Below are 14,898 nucleotides of genomic sequence, written 5' to 3' on the forward strand. Positions count from 1 at the left end.
GGGGCTTAAAAATCAGCGTCGAAACTGATTTTATCTGAGTCTTTATCTTTGTTCATTACCCCGGCTTTCTGGTATTCCCCTACCCTTTTTTCAAAGAAATTAGTTTTTCCCTGCAGGTTAATCATATCCATAAAATCGAAAGGATTGGATGAGCCATATTCTTTTTCACATTCCAGCTCTACAAGAAGCCTGTCTGTTACAAATTCCAGGTATTGCGTCATGAGTTTGGCATTCATACCAATAAGACTTGCCGGTAATGATTCGGTTATGAATTCACGTTCAATATTAAGCGCATCAATAAGAATTGCTCTGATACGTTCTTTAGGCACCTGATTAACAAGATGGTGGTTGTGCAGGTGAACCGCAAAGTCGCAGTGCACTCCCTCGTCACGTGAAATCAGCTCATTGGAGAAAGTCAGTCCGGGCATCAGTCCACGTTTTTTAAGCCAGAAAATTGAGCAGAAAGAACCTGAAAAGAAAATCCCTTCTACAGCGGCAAAAGCAATAAGGCGTTCAGCAAAAGAATCAGATTCTATCCACTTAAGAGCCCATTGAGCTTTCTTTTGAATGGCAGGAAATACTTCAATGGCTTTAAAGAGCTGGTTTTTTTCTTTCTCATCCTTTACGTAAGTGTCAATGAGAAGGGAGTAGGTTTCAGAGTGAATGTTTTCCATCATTATCTGAAATCCATAGAAGAATTTAGCTTCTGCATACTGTACCTCGTTTACAAAGTTTTCAGCAAGATTTTCGTTTACAATTCCGTCTGAAGCCGCGAAAAAAGCCAGGATATGTTTTATAAAATAGCGCTCATCAGAGTTAAGCTTGTTATTCCAGTCATCAAGATCCTGATGAAGATCAATTTCTTCGGCTGTCCAGAAACTTGCCTCCATTTTTTTGTACCAATCCCAAATATCGTGATGTTTGATGGGGAAAATTACAAACCGATCTTTGTTCTCTTGTAAAATGGGTTCAAGCTGCGCCATAAATTTATTTTTTTGAGGATTTTTTAACAAAACTATTGATAACAAATATGGAGAAATGTAAGGGAACTTTGAAAGGGAGTGATGAAAGCTTTTCAACAAAGTTTTTAACACAGAAGAAAAGCCGAAGTACTGATGTAGCTTTAATTAGGTGTTGTAAGTGATTGATTAAAAGAAATTTATAAAATGTTGATAAACGAGGAAAAGCAAATCACAGACGACTTTAAATACAGGAAAACACCAGTGCTAATAGGTGTTTACCACGGAATATCTGTTGCGATAAAAAATAAATTTTTTGATATTACTAAGGGGCAAAGAGAAACCGGGAAAGTGATCTTTTCTTCAGAAGTTAATGTAAAAAAAGCTTGAGATACATTTTGTACTAAGGAAAAGATTAGGCATAAAAAAATCCAGAAACATACCACTATCTGCAACGGGTATGTTTCTGAATTAAAATTTTTTTCAGTCTGAAAACTTTTAGGTTTACTGGCCTCCCATACTATTAAAATCCGATTTTCTTATAGTCACAGATTCTTTCTCTATCCTTGTACAGGTCATGCTCATACTGTTATTGGTTCTTTTCTTATCCTCCATCTGCATTTCCATAAGGAGCGCGTCCCCATCCTGCAGCCATTCCGGATTAAATTCTTCTGGCATATTATTTTGCTTGTCCTGGAACATTCCTGTAAACCCTATTCCAGCCTCTTTGGTTACATAAAAGTTGAAGATATAATCTTCATTTTCTCCCTGATAACCCTGACATTCAAAGCCCAAAATTGTTTTCGACCCTATTTCTTTTAGCTCCATATCATCGTAATAGTCCTCACTTTCTTCAGAAGTATCTTCAATATTGAGTTTAGTGGCCATAAGGTATTTGTTCTCACCAGAATTCATGAACATTACACTAAGATCATTTCTATCGTCAAAAACAATAAACATTTCCCCTTGTTGCTGCATTTCCATTCCAAAATATGGAGCATCCTTTTTAAGATGGTAAAGCATGTCCATTTCCCCGTTCTTATGGGTAATGTGCATATTATAAACCCAATCAAAGTCATAGCTCGCAGGAATTTCTTCCGGATTTACCCTTTCCATCCCCATAGCAATATTACCCTCACTCAACTTCTTTTCCCACATTGAATTAAGGCCTTTATTGGTCTCATTTGCGGCTTTATCTGATACATTATCTATAGCAGCGTTCTCCACCTTTTCCTGCACTTTATCTTTCAGTTTCTTGAGAAATTGTGCTTCTGCGGTTGTGCCAATCATAAAAACTGAAAGACATAAAATCAGTATTTTTTTCATAATTATTTCTTTTTGTGGTTATACATTGTTTAAATGATCCAAATTGGACAGAAATGAGTGGTCTTCGGAAGCTTTACCAAAAGTTTTCTTCTAATTCATAAAATCACACGTGTGCTTTTGTCCTTCTTTAGGAGGAAGCGAATCCTTATATGCACCAATTTCTAAGGACTATGTCTGGAGGATAGACGTTTAGCTTTTCTGGGTGTGGATGTTGAAATTTTTCCATTGTTGTATATTATTAACTGTTTAAGATTCAGAAATAAATACAGACGTGGGGAAAAGCCCTGGGGAGGGTTGCCTGTTGCATTGAGGTCGGGATTTTAAATCCCGGAGCCCTATAACACTAAGGGGTTTTGGGGAATAAATATTAGGATATACAGAAGGTTTGGGCTATAAGTATATCGCAGGATTAAATATAAAGAATAAAAAGAGAAAAGCAAAGGAAATAGCTGAATACTAATATATTATGCTATGGGGTCACTTTACTTTTTCTGCAACTTTCTCCAGTTCCAGGTACCAGTCTTCACCAAATTTCCGGATGAGGGCTTCTTTAACAAATTTATAAATCGGTACCTGAAGTTCTGCTCCAAGGCTACAGGCATCATCGCAAATTTGCCAGCGGTGGTAATTTACTGCAGAGAATTCTGAATAATCCTGAACGCGAACAGGATATAGATGGCAGGAAACTGGTTTTTTCCAGTTTATTTCGCCCTGGTTATAAGCTTCTTCAATGCCGCAAAGGGCAATTCCCTTATCGTCGAAAGTTACGTAAGCACAATCTGCACCGTCTATTAAGGGAGTCTCAATTTCACCATTTTCGGTAATTATTGATGTTCCCTGCTTTTCTATAACTTCTATTCCTTTTTTGCGTAGAAAAGGTTTGATCTTTGGATATAAATCCTCGAGGATTTTCGCTTCCTCTTCTTCTACAGGCGCACCGGCGTCACCGTCTATACAGCAAGCTCCTTTGCAGGCAGAAAGGTTGCAGACAAAATCATTTTTAATGATTTCTTCAGATACTATTGTTTTTCCTAATTGAAACATTCTGCAAATATAATTTTCTAAGCTTTTTAAGCACGAAAGTCGGGTTAAAAATTTCTGGAAATTTTCATTTTGGAACCCCTTGAGTTCTCTGAATTAAAGATTAATTTTGCCTCAATTTTCACGATATGACAGAAATTATCCTCCAAATAAAAGAAACTATTAATCTAAGGGAGATTTTTACAGCAGGTATGGTGCTTTTTGCTGTAATAGATATTATTGGAAGTATTCCAATAATTATTGATTTAAGAAAAAAGGCAGGGCACATAGAAAGTGAAAAAGCTTCTATAGTAGCCGGAATTCTTATGATTATGTTCCTGTTTGTTGGAAAAGAGATTCTAAACCTTATAGGTATAGACGTAAATTCATTTGCTGTGGCAGGTGCTTTTATCCTGTTCTTTATTGCGCTGGAGATGATATTAGGTATTTCCCTATATAAAGATGACGCTCATGAAACAGCTTCCATAGTCCCACTTGCTTTTCCGTTAATCGCCGGTGCGGGTACAATGACATCAATTCTTTCCTTAAGAGCTGAATATGAAACTATAAATATTATTGTGGCTATCATTATGAATATTATATTTGTATATACTGTCTTAAAATCTTCAGGTAAAATTGAAGGATTTTTAGGGCAGCAGGGAATTAATGTAATTCGTAAAATATTTGGGGTGATTCTTCTCGCAATAGCCGTGAAGCTCTTTGCTACAAATATTCAAAGTCTTTTTCAATGAAAATTTTTATCTACTCTGTCATTATTCTGGCGGTTATCCTTATAGGTTACCATGTAAGTATCCTTGATTTTGAGAATCTTTTGCAAGGCGAAAGTGCGAAAGCAGCGGCAGCAATTCTTGCCAGTATTTGTGTTATTTTGCTAATGGCTATCCTGCTGGTGTCCAGAAAGATATCTGGTAAGCATTCCTGATCCATGGAATTTGATGTTCTTATCGTAGGAGGTGGGGCAGCGGGTATGTCCTGTGCTTTGGTTTTGGGTTCTGCCCTGGAGAAGCCTTACGCAGCTAAAAGAGAGGTTGGCATAATTCTTCATCAAAAAACTTCTGACCTGCAATCTGCGCTTTTTAATAATGCGCTGGGAATTCCTCCGGGAACATCAGGACAGTCTATATTAGAGAGTGGGCTTCAGCAACTTAAAGAAAGATATCCCCGCGTACATTGTATAGAAAAAGAGAAAGTGAAAGAGATCACACCTTTAGCAGAAGGTTTCCAGGTTACTTCAAACAAAAACAGCTATTTTACAAAACAAGTCGTAGTGGCAGTGGGTTATTCCAACCTGATGAAAATTAAGGGGCTGGAAAAATATATAATTCCTCATAAAAAAGCGAAAGCTTCCAAAAACAGGATTCAGCTCATTAATGAAGATCATGTAGTAATTCCCGGGCTTTATGTTGCCGGTACTCTGGCGGGCTGGAGGAGCCAGTACGCAATAGCATGTGGCAGTGGAGCTGCGGTTGCTACAGATATTTTAACCGAATGGAATGAGGGGGAGCACACTAAGGTGCACGATAAACTAAGTTAAAAGAACATAAATTAAGACCCCAAGAAGGGATGCGATCGTTAATGTAATAAAAGTTCGGTGTAGTTTTCTGAAGATTAAAGCCTTGCGGAGTTGTCTCCTGAAATTTTCATCTGGATTGGAATGGATTTGCTCCCTGATTATTTTTACCGAAACATTTGAAGAAGTTACCAGTATTTCCTTTTGAAGAAAAAGCAATGCACTATTATCCAATAAGCGAAAAGTTACCGCTATTATAAAAAAGAAAAGAGGCGAAAGGGTTAGACATAACCATATATATTCCTTCAGAGCATTCACAGCTCCAAATTAGGTTTTTTCCTTCGACAATTGAATTACTTTGTCAATTATTCGATCACCTTCGTTTTTTATCCGTTCAAATGCATTAGTACCAAATAGTTGCTGTGCCATTACAGCTTTTAAATACTGTCTCAGTAATGATTGATATTGATTTACCTGAATGTTAATTCCCGGGATCTGATTTTTGCCATATTGAATAAAATCCCTTATTACCTGATCATCGACAATCTCCTGTTTATCGAATTGTTCTTTGGTAAGAGAATTGTAATAATCCCTATCCTGTTCCATAAGATCAAAAATGAACCTACTCATAAAGCCACCGTTTAAAAGCAGCATATATTGTTCTTTCTCTGCTTCCATATCCTTTGGAACAAAAATGTCTGGAATTATCCCGCCGCCGCCATAAACTATTTTCCCTGCCGGGGTTTCATAGCGAAGGGAATCTTCTACATGTATGCTATCGGCGCTTTGTAATTCACCATTTCTATATCTACGCATGTAATCATTGTAATAGGTTTTATTATCCTCACCATAAGGTTTTTGAATGGAGCGGCCAGTTGGGGTGTAGTATCGTGCAATGGTTAGCCTAACGGCACTACCGTCCCCAAGTTCCATTTCCCGTTGTACAAGACCTTTTCCGTAAGAGCGTCTCCCTACTATAGTACCTATATCATTATCCTGCAGAGCTCCGGCTACCACTTCACTGGCAGAAGCAGAACCTTCATTTATCAGAACATATATTTTTCCGTTTTCAAAATCTCCATCACGATGTGCATAGGTTTCTTCAATAGCGCCGCTTTTGTTTTTGGTAAAAAGAATGAGCTTGTCGTCTTCTAAAAACTCATCAGCAATATTTATGGCTTCAGAAAGATATCCTCCGGGATTGTTACGAAGATCCAGGGCAATTTCTTTTGCACCTTCCCTCTTTAATTTTTCCAGCGCCTTATCAAATTCGTCGTAAGTCGTTTCTGAAAAGCGGTTAATTTTAATATAACCTAGTTTGTCGGTTAACATATAAGCCGCATCAACACTTTTTAAGGGGACTTTTCCGCGGTTAATTTTAAAGGTTAAGAGATCTTCTTCTCCTTTACGTAAAACCTTCAGGTCAACTTTGCTGCCTTCTTCCCCCTTGAGGCGTTTTATAACAGAATCTGTGCTGATATTTTTTCCGAAGAGAGGGGTTCCGTCAGCATATAGAATACGATCGCCACCTTTAATTCCGGTTCTTTCACTGGGTCCACCTTCCAGTGGCTGAATAACCACGATGGTATCCCCAACGGTATGAAAACTCACCCCAATTCCCACAAAATCGCCTTTCATGCTTTCACTCACGTGATCGTACTCCCTGCTGGGTATGTACACCGAGTGAGGATCTAGGTTCTCAAGGATTTTATTTACAGTAATATCTACAATGCTGTCTGTATTGACATCGTCTACATATTCATAATCAATATAATCGATAAGCCGGCTTAGTTTCTGCTTCTTGGGATTGCGGGAAAAAAGACTGTCGGAACTTGTAAAATCAAGTTTTGCGCCAAGGAGAATCCCCAGGGCGCACGCAATTCCCAGTAACAGCGGGATATATATTTTATTTTTGTTTTTCAATTATCTAAATCTGTTATCTGCTCAAGTTTCACTCCGGCTTTTTTTAGAAATTCCAGTCCGGAGTTATCCTTATAATCTACATTATACACCAATCGTGTAATTCCTGCCTGGTGGATGAGCTTGCTGCATTCCTTGCAGGGCGACATGGTAATATAAAGTGTGGCCCCCAGGCAGGACTGCGTGGAAGATGCTACTTTTAGAATCGCATTTGCTTCTGCATGTAATACATACCATTTTGTATACCCTTCCTCATCTTCACAAGGATTTTCAAAACCACTGGGAGTACCATTATAACCATCAGAAATTATCATTCTGTCTTTTACAATAAGCGCGCCAACCTGTTTTCTATTGCAATGCGATAATTTTCCCCATTCCCGGGCTATTCGTAAATAAGCTTTATCGTATTTTAATTGTTTTGTCTTTTGCATAAGTAAGATTACAAATTTAACTGTTAATAGCTAAATCCTTGTAAGTGAATAAGTATGAATTTTAACTGAAAAATTACAGCGTATGCTAAAATATTAAATAGCAGCAAAACTGTCCCGAAGAATCGGCAAAATAATACCCAGTACTATAGAAGATGTTACGAGTATCCAGTCCCGTCTTGAAACATGGATAACATTTTGAAGAACAAAACCAATGATCATAACTACAAGGACAATAATTACCTGGGCTGTTTCTATCCCCAGGGCAAATTCCAAAAGAGGAAGAAGTTTGCTTTCCCCAGACGCTGAGACCATTTTAAAATAAGAGGAGAAACCAAGGCCGTGGATAAGTCCAAAGAACAGGGTAGTGAAATGTAAAAGGTTTAAGTTGTTTTTTCTTTCGTTTTTTCCTGCATTAAAAATATTAAATAGAGCTGTCAAAAGAATTGAAATAGGTATAAGAAGCTCCACCCAATCAGAATCGACTTTTACAATTTCGTAAACAGAGAGAAAGAGCGCCAGGGTATGCCCAATTGTAAAGAGGGTTACCAGCCAAAGGATTCTTTTCCAGCTGCTAAAACCATAGCCAACTACAAGCACGATCAGGAAAAGCATATGATCGTATGCGTTCCAGTCGAGAACATGCTCGAGGCCCAGGTTAAAATACAACCAGAATTGCGACATAGAAGTTCATTAGAAAAGTTTCGAAAGTACGATATATTCAGAAATATGCAAAGTTTTTCAGAATCTGAAGCCTGGAGAGGCTGCTTCAAAAATTTTTTCTTTCAGCACTTAAACAGTATTTAAAATATTTCTAAATAAAATTTTAATATTTAGAATGACTATGTTACTTTTGACTACTATTTAAACTAAGTCTAAATAAAAACCAGTAACTGATTCCCCTTTACAATGAAGAAAAAAAAGAAATACACCTTCAGGAAATTGATGACCGATATTCACCTATGGCTTGGCTTAGGTAGCGGGATAATACTTTTTTTAGTTTGTTTTAGCGGAACAGCGCTGGTATTCGAAAAAGAAATTAAAGCAATTTTTGCTGAAGACTTAAAAGTTAAAGTTCAGGGGGACATTATTCCTGTTGGAAGCCTTGCCGAAAGCTTACAATCTGAAGGTGAAGTAGCGGGTATAAGTATTAGTAACAATAGTAATGATCCATACCAGTTTCGGGTAAAGACATCACCTGAGGACAGACGCGGCACTACCTATTTTGTCAATCCTTATACAGGTGAGACCTTAAAAGCACCTGAATCTTCCCTTGATGGATTTTTTATGAGCATGTTTCGTCTGCATCGCTGGCTGTTGCTGGAATCATCAATTGGTCGTCCTATAGTTGGTGTGGCGACAATTATTTTCTTCTTTCTGGCAGTAAGTGGAATTGTTATATGGTTTCCAAAAAAGTGGAAATGGCAAAATTTTAAGGCTGGTTTTAAAATTAAATTTTCAGCAAAATGGAAAAGAGTCAATCACGATCTTCATAACACCTTGGGTTTTTACTCCTGTATTTTTCTTGTTATTATGATCCTTACAGGCCTTTGCTGGTCTTTTGAATGGTATCGGGAAGCGGGAAGTACGGTCCTGGGAACCAAAATTTTTGGAAATCGTGGTGGTCCGCAAATAGAATCACAGGCAGATTTTGATCCTTCGGAAGAATTAACTATTGCAGAAATTTATAAAGTAGCTTCAGAGGAACTAAATTATAGCGGAACTACCAGTATTTCCTTTCCTTCTTCAGAAAAAGGGGTTTACCAGATAAGAAAGACCAATAATAATAATTGGTCCCCGGTCGTTTCAGATCAATTGGTGCTGGACAGGGATGGGGAAGTGCTTCAGAAAGAATTATTTAAAGAAAAACCATTAAATGTACAAGTTGCTTCTTTAATAAAGCCGATCCATACGGGAGAAATCTTCGGGGTGTTTTCTAAAATCATCTACTTTATTACCTGCCTTATTGCAACAAGTTTGCCGGTCACCGGTACCATCATCTGGTTAAATAAGATGAAGAAAAAGTAAGAATGGCAATTCTCTTTTTTCTGAATAAAAAAAGAGGCTGCCTAAAATTGCCAATTATCGACCTATATTTTAATTCCGGAATGTTTGAATTTTCCGCGAACCTTATAGATACTGGCGCTTTTAGTCAGCCTCCTGATTTATAGAATTGTCTTCTTTAAAAGACAGCGAAATATTATAATGTCATTTCGCCAGATTCAAGAGCTTCATCGATGTCTGCTTTTACAGTGGCAAAATTTCTAAAAAATTTACGCCCATCTACACGTTTTAGCTCAACTTCTCTGGTTCCATCTTTTTTTGTGGTCACCGCAGTAATTTCTACGCGATTTCCTTCAACACTATTATAATTGGCAATACCACCTCTTTTTATTATAAAATTTGGGCGGGGAAAATGAATATGCTTAAAGCCATATGCCTCAGCCTCATTAATTTCCAAAATAGTGCCTACTTCAACATTATTATTGTCTATTTCCTGGGCTTGCATTTGAAAGCCTAAAAATAAGGATAATGTAAAAATCAGTAACTTCTTCATAGTATAATTATTTTATTGTTTATATTGGGTATTGAATTTTGACAAATATACATATATGAAGATTATTTGTAAGAATATTTTTTTCTAAAAATTTCTTAAGGGTCAGGGAATGAGGAGCTAAGGCTAAAATTCTTGAGAATGCCCGATTTTATTGGGTTGCCGGAGGATTTATTTTAACTTTTGTTCAGCCGGAGGCTTATATTTCTTATAAATTGGAACAATTTTTTTAAAAATTTTCACATCCTTAAGCAAAGGAGCAGGAGCGGAAGGCCTATTATGAGTGTAATAAGAGATTTTTTTACACAAAAAATCAATTGAAAAATGACTTATCTGGCTAAAAGTTTAAGGTCTTGATTTTCTTTTGTAGCAGACCTCTTCAGAAGGGATTCCTAAAACTTTACAATTATCGAACTTAGGAGGACAAATCATGTCCAGGCCCGGATAATTCCTTCCTTTTAAGCTTTAGGCTAAAAAAGGCAATTATCGGCTTTTTTAATACTAAAATGGTAAAATTTCAATAGAAGAAAATTACTTCTTTCCTTTTATGTGATATCAATGTTTTTTGTCGGGATAAAATTGGATAGCCTATAATTCCGTTAATTTCTGTTTCGTGTTCTTTTTTATTCAGATGGCTTATATTAGAAAATAGGGTTGGAATGTTTTTAAATTTCGCGCCTCCAATGTGCATTTTCTTTAGAACAGCAGTTTTAACCTCATTAGAATTCTTGCCGCCTCCTTTTAAGTCGCTGGTTCCAATTTTTTTAAAATTTGTTTCCATTTGACTAAAAAGATGAGCATCGATTAAATTTGTTTCGGCGCCGGAATCAATTGCAAAGTAAAAAGTCCGATTTCCAATCTGCGACTGAACAGTGGGAAGATGGCCATTTAAATGAAGAGGTAAGATAACCTGATCTTCTCCCAGGTTTTTTCTGCTAAATTTTTCAAAGGATTCCGGGTCAATAAGTATGATTTTCTGATTCTCATAATCAAAAAGTATGTCGTAATCCCGAATCATTTCATAACCAATAAGTCCGTGGATGTTAATTCCCAAACTTTCTTCCAGATGTTCTAAATTAGATGAAATTACCTGCTGATCTCTTAAAGTGATGCCGGAAAAATTCAAATTATTAACTTGCACAATATCCATTCCCGAAATGTTATTGTTACTAACATCCCTGGTAGAGGAAAGAGTTTCTTCAGTGGAGTTTTCTAAATACCTGGAATTCAAAATTACTCTTGGTGAACCTGTGTCCAGCAAAAAAGTTCTTTCAATACCATTCAAATTGACTTTTACGGTAATTAATTTTCTGGCTAGCTCAAAAGGAACTTCAATGGGATGTTGAGTGCTTTTTTCAGTCTTCACATTATCTGTAAGAGTTTTCACTTCCATTTCAAAAAGACTCAGCTCTTTTAGCTGATTTTCTTTATTAAAAAGAAATGTTGAATTTGTAGGTCCTTTCTTCTTGTATTCTACTGAATATATAAATTCTGCGGAGTTGGATCCCTCGACTACATCTACTTCTTTAAAGGCTATCACACTGTCGTTTAATTGTGAAAAAAGCTGGGCCAGGACTTTTTTCGCAATTTCCCCTTTCTGTCCGGCGATACTAAAATCATCAGATAAATTGCTTTCTATAGATGCAGATGATTGCTGGTTTAATGCTTCAAAAGTCTTTTTTACTGTTGCTCTGCAGTTATCCAGATTTTGTGAAAATATGGAATGAGTTAGAAATAAAAATAGTACCACCAGGTATATAGGACGAATAATCTTCATTTGAAGGTTTAAAATAAAGACGAGTAAATGTTGTAGGTGTTGCATTTTGATATTTCGTTACTTTCTAAGTTCATATTAGTAAAATGATAACATTTCAGCTTAAAGTTTTACTATTCAGTAATATTATTTGTGGGAATTGCCTGATATTTGTATGGATCCTAATTAAATGGATAACAGTCAAATACACATGGAGAAAATTGCAGAGAAGACGATTCATTATTACGATCTGGATGGGACATTATCTACCTTAAACAGTACATTTGATTTTATAGAAGGATATTTAAGGCATAGCAATAAATTTTTCAGGTTATACCTTACTAAGATAATTATGGTAACCCTGATGAGAACAGGAAATTATGACCCATACCGATCGAGAAACCTCGTGATCATTTTGTTATTTAAAGGTTTGCAAAAAAGTAAACTCGAAAAGTATTTTGAGGAACACTACAAAAAGAAATTTTTAAATTCTCTCACTCCCTTAGGTAAGGAGTTATTGGAAAGGCCGGAAACTGCAGATGTATTGCTTACTGGGTGTACAGAAATCCCAGCTAAACAAATTGCACTCCTTTTTGGTTTTAAAACTTTAATTTCCACAGAATTTTATTACAAAAAAGAGAAAATTGATGGTATAAAAACCGATACTTACGGAAGCAATAAGTCCAGGTTTCTTGAAAAAGGTGGTGACAGGACTGTATATTATACCGATGATTTAGATTCTGAGAAATCCTTGATTCCTTTAATGGACGAGATAGTTGAGGTGAAATATCCTTAGTCGTTTAAGCTATAAGTATCAGTCATTTTCAGGAATTCTATAAACTTACTATATGCCTGGCATGAGAGATAATAGCGTAGTGCGGATTGAATTTTTATTCAACCCGCTTCTACGCCATAAAAATCTAATTCTCATGATGTTTAGGTTCCCAAATGAGCCTTAGAAATGAACTGAACCGTTCATTTTCCCTGCTTACAGGAATTCCTGCTACAATTCCCACCAGTAAGTTGTCTGCAATACCTACCCGCATTTGAGGTCGTACTGTCATATCAAAATCGCCATCATTAAAAGTTTTGTTTAGTTCTACTCCCAAAAAATTCTTTGTGCCTGTAATCATGTAGTGAAAACTCGTATTAACGTCATAGGAGGTATGGATTTTATTGGTTTCAAAATGTTGTTCAAAGACAGGACCTGTATAAATTAAGGAGTGATAATTGTTGCCCCAGCGTTTTGCAATTACGAAGAATGGATTGTAAACATTACCTGTAATAAGCGGTTTTCCAAAACTCCTGAAAGGAGAAAGCTCAAATTCATTTATATATCCAAGGGCCATAGAAGTAGCCAGTGGTTCACTAACAAAAAAGGACCCTTGAGCAGCAATTTTCAGGCTATTTATTTCATTGGAGGGGATTGAATCCCGGGATACTCCGTTTAAAGGTGAATAAAAGGTCAAGGGCACCTCCACTTCTAACCCCAAACGATCTACAGGTGCCCATTCGTATTCTACCAAAGCTTCATAAGAATCAAATTCCAGGTTGTCTGTCAGGCCAAAACCCAGGTTCCATTCCTTTTCTCCTTTTCTTGCTCCTAAATCCCTTATAAGATCGATGTATAGGGGTTCGGCGTGTAAAACCTTAACAGGTTCTTTACTTTCTTCTACTTCTTTTATATAAAGACTATCTTTTTCTGCATTGGAAACTTGTGCTGCAGCATAGGTTGATGGTACTAATAAGGTAATTAGCACCAGTAATTTTTTGATGTTCATTATGATTTGTTTTAAATGATTAAGAAACCTCTACACCAACATATTGTGCAGAGAGATTAATTAGAAAGAACAAATCAAAATTTAGGTGGTGGGGTGTCAAGTTGATAAAAGCCGCTACTTAGATAAGCCTCGTAGCCAGAATAAGCAGATTTCTTTTTTCCGGAAAAAGCTTTAATACTAATATTGTCTATGGAGGGATGAACAGTGAAAACCAGTTTTGGTACTTTGTTTATGTTTTCACCTGAGTCATTATCATCATTTTCTTCTATGGCATTTTCATAACCAAGGATTTTCTCGACCACTAATTCGATAAAACTTTCCTGGTCATTAATTGATAAATCCTCTGAAATATGCTCTGGAAAAGGATCTGCTGAATCTACGCTTATATTAAGGAAATAAAGCGCCATAAGTCCCCAAAGGACTTTGGTAAATGCGCTGTTTCTTATCGCCTTGATCATTCGGCTAAAGTAGCGCAATTTTGTCTTTTTTCGATATGGCTCCTATGATATTTTCCACTTTTATATTCACACTGGAAATAACCCAGATTAGTTTAAGTAGCTAAGTTTTTTCTATATTTTTCCTCCGGAATTTTTCTGGTCGAGGACAGCTACAAGTTTATGAAGGGTTTCTTTAAAACTAATAATTTCAGCTTCAGAAATACTGGTATCCTTGAATGATCCCATGATCTTTGTGGGAATTGAACTGGCTTCCTCTTTCAGGGCATTTCCTTTTTCGGTAAGGGAGACAATTACGCTGCGTTCATCTGTTTTGGAACGATTCCGAAGAAGAAATTCCTTGCTTTCCAACCGCTTCAGCAAAGGCGTGAGGGTGTTGGATTCAAGCATCAGGCGTTCCCCAATTTCATTAACGCTCTGTTCTTTATACTGCCACAATACCAGCATCACTAAATATTGCGGATAGGTAATATTTAAGTTGTTGAGGTAAGGCGCATAAGCTTTGGTAGTGAGCCTGGAAGCCGCATATAAAGGGAAACACAGCTGATTTTCCAGGTATAAATCTGTGATGTTTTTATCCATTATAACAGCTTTTTAATCGTGGATTCCATTTTTTCAGGTCTGGTAGTCGGGGCAAATCTTTTTACAGGTTTTCCGTTTTTATCTATGACAAATTTCGTGAAATTCCATTTTATTTTACTTCCGAAGAGTCCGCCGCGAAGATTAGATTTCAGGTATTTAAAAAGAGGATGTGCATTTTTACCATTTACATCGACTTTAGCAAACATAGGAAAACTTACCCCATAATTTACCTGGCAAAATTCCTGAATATCCTTAGCGTTTCCACTTTCCTGGTTGGCAAACTGGTTACAGGGAAAACCAAGAACCACCAGGCCCTGGGATTCATATTGCTGATAAAGAGTCTCCAATCCTTCATATTGAGGAGTAAGGCCACATTTGCTGGCGGTGTTGACGATAACGACCGTCTTGCCTTTATACCGGTCCATAGAAATTGTTTCGCCGGTAATTGTTTCTGCTTCAAAATCGTAAAAATTCATAGTTCGTTATTTTTTATTGCTGAATATCGCTAAAGATTAAATCGTTTGCGATACAAATATAAGTGATTATTCTGTCTTTGATCTTTTAAATCGAAAATTTTATGATATTTTGT

The 14,898-nt window shown here is 36.7% G+C and carries 18 protein-coding genes; 6 read left to right on the forward strand and 12 right to left on the reverse strand.

Going from position 1 to position 14,898, the window contains the following annotated elements:
- Positions 1 to 5 precede the first annotated feature (5 nt).
- The gene (locus RM549_RS13690) at positions 6 to 983 is read right to left on the reverse strand and encodes a ribonucleotide-diphosphate reductase subunit beta (RefSeq protein WP_311685774.1); all 978 of its coding nucleotides are present in this window, start codon (positions 981 to 983) and stop codon (positions 6 to 8) included.
- Between the two features lie 183 nt (positions 984 to 1,166).
- Between RM549_RS13690 and RM549_RS13695 the strand changes: the two genes are divergently transcribed.
- Complete coding sequence (locus RM549_RS13695) at positions 1,167 to 1,349, forward strand: hypothetical protein (RefSeq protein WP_311685780.1); 183 nt, start codon at positions 1,167 to 1,169, stop codon at positions 1,347 to 1,349.
- 114 nt (positions 1,350 to 1,463) lie between these two features.
- Here the strand turns inward: RM549_RS13695 and RM549_RS13700 are convergent, their stop codons facing one another.
- The gene (locus RM549_RS13700) at positions 1,464 to 2,285 is read right to left on the reverse strand and encodes a DUF4412 domain-containing protein (RefSeq protein ID WP_311685782.1); all 822 of its coding nucleotides are present in this window, start codon (positions 2,283 to 2,285) and stop codon (positions 1,464 to 1,466) included.
- Positions 2,286 to 2,762: 477 nt separating this feature from the next.
- On the reverse strand, positions 2,763 to 3,329 hold the full coding sequence (locus RM549_RS13705) for a DUF3109 family protein (protein WP_311685784.1): 567 nt from the start codon (positions 3,327 to 3,329) through the stop codon (positions 2,763 to 2,765).
- Between the two features lie 125 nt (positions 3,330 to 3,454).
- Here RM549_RS13705 and RM549_RS13710 point away from each other — a divergent pair, with 125 nt between their 5' ends.
- The 3 genes from RM549_RS13710 to RM549_RS13720 are packed head-to-tail and all read left to right on the forward strand — an operon-like array spanning position 3,455 to position 4,860.
- On the forward strand, positions 3,455 to 4,057 hold the full coding sequence (locus RM549_RS13710) for a MarC family protein (RefSeq protein ID WP_311685786.1): 603 nt from the start codon (positions 3,455 to 3,457) through the stop codon (positions 4,055 to 4,057).
- The gene (locus tag RM549_RS13715; protein WP_311685788.1) at positions 4,054 to 4,248 is read left to right on the forward strand and encodes a hypothetical protein; all 195 of its coding nucleotides are present in this window, start codon (positions 4,054 to 4,056) and stop codon (positions 4,246 to 4,248) included. The genes RM549_RS13710 and RM549_RS13715 overlap by 4 nt, the downstream gene beginning before the upstream one ends.
- Before the next feature lie 3 nt (positions 4,249 to 4,251).
- Positions 4,252 to 4,860, forward strand: coding sequence for an NAD(P)-binding domain-containing protein (locus RM549_RS13720; protein WP_311685790.1), 609 nt, complete (start codon positions 4,252 to 4,254; stop codon positions 4,858 to 4,860).
- Positions 4,861 to 5,163: 303 nt separating this feature from the next.
- Here RM549_RS13720 and RM549_RS13725 read toward each other — a convergent pair whose 3' ends face one another.
- From RM549_RS13725 to RM549_RS13735, 3 genes are all read right to left on the reverse strand, one after another.
- A complete protein-coding gene (locus RM549_RS13725; RefSeq protein ID WP_311685792.1) occupies positions 5,164 to 6,759 on the reverse strand; it encodes a S41 family peptidase in 1,596 nt (531 codons plus the stop codon).
- Positions 6,756 to 7,187 (reverse strand): deoxycytidylate deaminase, encoded by a 432-nt coding sequence (locus tag RM549_RS13730; protein WP_311685796.1) that lies wholly within the window; start codon positions 7,185 to 7,187, stop codon positions 6,756 to 6,758. Before RM549_RS13730 ends, RM549_RS13725 begins: the two co-directional genes overlap by 4 nt.
- 93 nt (positions 7,188 to 7,280) lie before the next feature.
- On the reverse strand, positions 7,281 to 7,868 hold the full coding sequence (locus RM549_RS13735) for a HupE/UreJ family protein (protein ID WP_311685798.1): 588 nt from the start codon (positions 7,866 to 7,868) through the stop codon (positions 7,281 to 7,283).
- A 225-nt stretch (positions 7,869 to 8,093) separates the two neighbouring features.
- On the opposite strand from RM549_RS13735, the gene RM549_RS13740 reads away from it, so the two are divergent.
- The gene (locus tag RM549_RS13740) at positions 8,094 to 9,212 is read left to right on the forward strand and encodes a PepSY-associated TM helix domain-containing protein (RefSeq protein WP_311685800.1); all 1,119 of its coding nucleotides are present in this window, start codon (positions 8,094 to 8,096) and stop codon (positions 9,210 to 9,212) included.
- A 172-nt stretch (positions 9,213 to 9,384) separates the two neighbouring features.
- Here RM549_RS13740 and RM549_RS13745 read toward each other — a convergent pair whose 3' ends face one another.
- Positions 9,385 to 9,741, reverse strand: a complete 357-nt coding sequence (locus RM549_RS13745) for a hypothetical protein (protein WP_311685802.1) — start codon at positions 9,739 to 9,741, stop codon at positions 9,385 to 9,387.
- A 514-nt stretch (positions 9,742 to 10,255) separates the two neighbouring features.
- Positions 10,256 to 11,515 (reverse strand): pepsin/retropepsin-like aspartic protease family protein, encoded by a 1,260-nt coding sequence (locus tag RM549_RS13750; protein WP_311685803.1) that lies wholly within the window; start codon positions 11,513 to 11,515, stop codon positions 10,256 to 10,258.
- 166 nt (positions 11,516 to 11,681) lie between these two features.
- On the opposite strand from RM549_RS13750, the gene RM549_RS13755 reads away from it, so the two are divergent.
- Positions 11,682 to 12,287, forward strand: coding sequence for an HAD family hydrolase (locus tag RM549_RS13755; protein ID WP_311685805.1), 606 nt, complete (start codon positions 11,682 to 11,684; stop codon positions 12,285 to 12,287).
- A 124-nt stretch (positions 12,288 to 12,411) separates the two neighbouring features.
- Here RM549_RS13755 and RM549_RS13760 read toward each other — a convergent pair whose 3' ends face one another.
- From RM549_RS13760 to RM549_RS13775, 4 genes are all read right to left on the reverse strand, one after another.
- Complete coding sequence (locus tag RM549_RS13760; RefSeq protein WP_311685807.1) at positions 12,412 to 13,272, reverse strand: HAEPLYID family protein; 861 nt, start codon at positions 13,270 to 13,272, stop codon at positions 12,412 to 12,414.
- A 74-nt stretch (positions 13,273 to 13,346) separates the two neighbouring features.
- Positions 13,347 to 13,748: a hypothetical protein gene (locus RM549_RS13765; protein ID WP_311685809.1), complete on the reverse strand. Its 402-nt coding sequence runs from the start codon at positions 13,746 to 13,748 to the stop codon at positions 13,347 to 13,349.
- 93 nt (positions 13,749 to 13,841) lie between these two features.
- Complete coding sequence (locus RM549_RS13770; RefSeq protein ID WP_311685811.1) at positions 13,842 to 14,309, reverse strand: MarR family winged helix-turn-helix transcriptional regulator; 468 nt, start codon at positions 14,307 to 14,309, stop codon at positions 13,842 to 13,844.
- Complete coding sequence (locus RM549_RS13775; protein WP_311685813.1) at positions 14,309 to 14,785, reverse strand: glutathione peroxidase; 477 nt, start codon at positions 14,783 to 14,785, stop codon at positions 14,309 to 14,311. The genes RM549_RS13770 and RM549_RS13775 overlap by 1 nt, the downstream gene beginning before the upstream one ends.
- Positions 14,786 to 14,898: the final 113 nt, after the last annotated feature.

The organism is Autumnicola patrickiae (genome assembly GCF_031846525.1).
In the GTDB taxonomy this organism is placed as follows: Bacteria; Bacteroidota; Bacteroidia; order Flavobacteriales; family Flavobacteriaceae; genus Autumnicola; species Autumnicola patrickiae.

Excerpts from the sequence above, each read along its gene's own strand:
- RM549_RS13690 (WP_311685774.1), bottom strand. The coding sequence starts at position 983 with ATGGCGCAGCTTGAACCCATTTTACAAGAGAACAAAGATCGGTTTGTA.
- RM549_RS13695 (WP_311685780.1), top strand. The coding sequence starts at position 1,167 with ATGTTGATAAACGAGGAAAAGCAAATCACAGACGACTTTAAATACAGG.
- RM549_RS13700 (WP_311685782.1), bottom strand. The coding sequence starts at position 2,285 with ATGAAAAAAATACTGATTTTATGTCTTTCAGTTTTTATGATTGGCACA.
- RM549_RS13705 (WP_311685784.1), bottom strand. The coding sequence starts at position 3,329 with ATGTTTCAATTAGGAAAAACAATAGTATCTGAAGAAATCATTAAAAAT.
- RM549_RS13710 (WP_311685786.1), top strand. The coding sequence starts at position 3,455 with ATGACAGAAATTATCCTCCAAATAAAAGAAACTATTAATCTAAGGGAG.
- RM549_RS13715 (WP_311685788.1), top strand. The coding sequence starts at position 4,054 with ATGAAAATTTTTATCTACTCTGTCATTATTCTGGCGGTTATCCTTATA.
- RM549_RS13720 (WP_311685790.1), top strand. The coding sequence starts at position 4,252 with ATGGAATTTGATGTTCTTATCGTAGGAGGTGGGGCAGCGGGTATGTCC.
- RM549_RS13730 (WP_311685796.1), bottom strand. The coding sequence starts at position 7,187 with ATGCAAAAGACAAAACAATTAAAATACGATAAAGCTTATTTACGAATA.
- RM549_RS13735 (WP_311685798.1), bottom strand. The coding sequence starts at position 7,868 with ATGTCGCAATTCTGGTTGTATTTTAACCTGGGCCTCGAGCATGTTCTC.
- RM549_RS13740 (WP_311685800.1), top strand. The coding sequence starts at position 8,094 with ATGAAGAAAAAAAAGAAATACACCTTCAGGAAATTGATGACCGATATT.
- RM549_RS13745 (WP_311685802.1), bottom strand. The coding sequence starts at position 9,741 with ATGAAGAAGTTACTGATTTTTACATTATCCTTATTTTTAGGCTTTCAA.
- RM549_RS13750 (WP_311685803.1), bottom strand. The coding sequence starts at position 11,515 with ATGAAGATTATTCGTCCTATATACCTGGTGGTACTATTTTTATTTCTA.
- RM549_RS13755 (WP_311685805.1), top strand. The coding sequence starts at position 11,682 with ATGGATAACAGTCAAATACACATGGAGAAAATTGCAGAGAAGACGATT.
- RM549_RS13760 (WP_311685807.1), bottom strand. The coding sequence starts at position 13,272 with ATGAACATCAAAAAATTACTGGTGCTAATTACCTTATTAGTACCATCA.
- RM549_RS13770 (WP_311685811.1), bottom strand. The coding sequence starts at position 14,309 with ATGGATAAAAACATCACAGATTTATACCTGGAAAATCAGCTGTGTTTC.
- RM549_RS13775 (WP_311685813.1), bottom strand. The coding sequence starts at position 14,785 with ATGAATTTTTACGATTTTGAAGCAGAAACAATTACCGGCGAAACAATT.